Genomic DNA, 2,658 nt, shown 5'->3' with positions numbered 1-2,658 from the left:
GCTGGCACGCACGCGCTCGGGCTGGCGCCATGGGGTGGCCGCAGTGGTGGCCTTGCCGCTGGTATTGCCGCCGGCCGTGCTGGGGTTTTATCTGTTGGTGCTCATGGGACCGCAAGGGCCGGTGGGCCAGCTCACCCAGGCATTGGGGCTGGGCTTGCTGCCCTTCAGTTTTGGCGGACTGGTGCTGGCCTCGCTGCTGTATTCGATGCCCTTCGTGGTCCAGCCCTTGCAGAACGCCTTCGAGGCCATCGGTGAACGGCCCATGGAAGTAGCGGCCACCTTGCGCGCCTCGCCGCTGGATGCTTTTTTTACCGTGGCCGTACCCTTGGCCGGGCCGGGCTTTCTGACGGCAGCGGTACTCGGTTTTGCCCATACCGTGGGCGAGTTCGGCGTGGTGCTGATGATCGGCGGCAACATCCCCGGCAAGACACGGGTCTTGTCGATGCAGATCTATGACCACGTGGAAGCCTTCGAATACGCCCAGGCGCACCGCCTGGCGGGCGCGATGCTGGTGTTTTCCTTCCTTGTGCTGTTGGTGATGATGCGTCTGGGGCGTGCCGGCAAGACCAGGCTCAAGGCAGGCAAGAGTGGCCGCGTACCGCAGGAAGCTAAGGCACAATCCGGCGATGCCACCAGGAGGACGACATGAAGCAAGCCATGGTTGGACCCAGCATCGCACAGCCCGGGATCATCGCGAAGATGGCCTATGGCTATGGTGGCGCAGGCGAGTTCCAGCTTGACCTGGATCTGACATTGCCGGGACAGGGCGTAAGCGCCTTGAGCGGCCCCTCCGGCTGCGGCAAGACCACCTTCCTGCGCTGTATGGCGGGCCTGCTGCGTCCGAGCCGAGGCTACCTGGAGGTCAACGGCGAGGTCTGGCAAGATTCGCAGCGCCAGTATTTTTTGCCGACCCATCGGCGCGCCCTCGGATATGTATTCCAGGAGGCCAGCCTGTTGCCGCATCTGTCGGTGAGCCGCAATCTGGATTATGGTGCGCGTCGCAGCGGGGCCGCGTCCAGCGCCGCGTCACGCCAGAAGATCATCGACCTGCTAGGCATCGCTGCATTGCTGCAGTCCATGCCCTCGGCCCTGTCGGGCGGCGAGCGTCAGCGCGTAGCCATCGCGCGCGCCCTGTTCACGGCGCCGCGCCTGTTGCTCATGGACGAACCGATGGCCGCGCTGGACAACGACCGCAAGCGCGATATCCTGCCTTACCTGGAACGCCTGCGCGACGAGCTGGCCATTCCCATCCTCTACATCAGCCACCATCCCGAGGAAATCGCGCGTCTGGCCGATACGCTGGTATTGATGCGGCAAGGCCGCTGCCTGGCCAGCGGTCCTCTGACCACGCTGCTGTCGCGACTGGATCTGCCCCTGGCCCATGCCGAGGATGCCGGGGCGGTGATCGAGGCCAAGGTCGCCGCCCATGACGAGACCTATCACCTGACCCGCCTGGTGCTGGCCGGTGGCGAGATCTTCGTGCCGCGCCGGGAATTGCCGGTCGGTCAGTCGGTGCGGCTGCAGATCCATGCGCGCGACGTCAGCCTGGCCTTGAGCCCCAGCCATGACAGCAGCATCCTCAACCGGCTGTCGGCCACGGTACTGAAACTAGCGCCAGCGCAGCATCCAGCCCACGTGCTGGCCGTGCTGGATGCCGGCGGCGAGCAACTGCTGGCGCGCATCACGCGGCGTTCCTGCGATCAACTCGCGCTGGTGCCGGGCCAGCCAGTATGGGCACAGATCAAGTCGGTGGCCTTGTTATAGACATGATGCAGCCGCTTGATTCTTGATCGCACGGGAAGGGTCGCAGCCGTACTGGCGATGCAGCCCTTCGCCATGGTGGCCCTCAGCCGAACTTGAACAGGATGCCATAGCCGCCACGTGGATATTCCCAGGCCACGTTGCGGTGTTCGGTGCAAATCACTCGGCAGGTACCGCATTCCAGGCAGCCATCGGTGGTCAGCAGGATCTGGCCCCCGCCTTCGGCGGTATAGCAACCGGCCGGGCAGCAAGTCAGGCATTGCTGGGTCTTGCATTGATCGGCGCATACCGACTGGTTCTTGATGGCGATATGCGGACGGCCGCTGTCGATCTTGTAGCGGTTCTGGAACAGTTTTTCCTCGACCTTGGACGTGCTCATTCGAAAGCCCTCCACATTTTGTAGGCATCACCCACCAATCCGAATAAGGAGCGCCGCTGGGTGAAGCTGCGCCGGATGTCTCGTTCCTTGGATTTCTTGTCGGTCCCGTCGACCTTGAGCATGTGGTGCGCGGCCTGGTTGAGCAGTTCGGGATAGGTGCTCAGCAAGTGCGGGTTGCGGTGGAAGATGCCGGGCAGGGCGCGGTATTTCTTCATATCCTTGATGACGAAGCTCTCGTTGAGGGCGGCGCGGTAGCGTGCCAGGTTGCGTTCGTTCATAGGCAGGCCTTCGGCACGCAAGGCGATCACGGTTTCGGCTGCCAGGCGACCGCTGGTCATGGCGAGGTTGGACCCCTTCACGATGTACCGCGTTGACGAACATGCCGGAGTCGCCGACGACGATCCAGCCACTGCCATAGAGGCAGGGAATGGAGTGGTAGCCGCCCTCGGGAATGAGGTGGGCGGCATACTCTTTCATTTTCTCGCCTTCGAGCAAGGNAGCGATAGCCGGATGGGCCT

At 63.5% G+C, this 2,658-nt stretch carries 3 protein-coding genes and 1 pseudogene; 2 read left to right on the top strand and 2 right to left on the bottom strand.

The genetic code is table 11. The features are described 5' to 3' along the window. The coding region (gene modB / locus I5W_RS03225; protein ID WP_044528163.1) for a molybdate ABC transporter permease subunit at window positions 1-649 on the top strand (649 nt) is incomplete at its 5' end. Continuing rightward, window positions 646-1,764, top strand: a complete 1,119-nt coding sequence (modC, locus tag I5W_RS03220; RefSeq protein WP_044528162.1) for a molybdenum ABC transporter ATP-binding protein — start codon at window positions 646-648, stop codon at window positions 1,762-1,764. The genes modB and modC, both read left to right, overlap by 4 nt. Window positions 1,765-1,846: 82 nt before the next feature. Here modC and I5W_RS03215 read toward each other — a convergent pair whose 3' ends face one another. Both I5W_RS03215 and I5W_RS03210 read right to left on the bottom strand, forming a co-directional pair. Further along, on the bottom strand, window positions 1,847-2,140 hold the full coding sequence (locus I5W_RS03215) for a ferredoxin family protein (RefSeq protein WP_006463103.1): 294 nt from the start codon (window positions 2,138-2,140) through the stop codon (window positions 1,847-1,849). Further along, a pseudogene (locus I5W_RS03210) lies at window positions 2,137-2,658 on the bottom strand (FAD-dependent oxidoreductase); the annotation flags it as partial. The gene I5W_RS03215 and the pseudogene I5W_RS03210, both read right to left, overlap by 4 nt.

It is taken from the genome of Herbaspirillum sp. B65 (assembly GCF_000333555.1).
Lineage (GTDB): Bacteria > Pseudomonadota > Gammaproteobacteria > Burkholderiales > Burkholderiaceae_D > Herbaspirillum > Herbaspirillum rubrisubalbicans.
The sequence above is the reverse complement of the archived record's forward strand: the minus strand, read 5'-3'. Positions and strand labels throughout refer to the sequence as shown.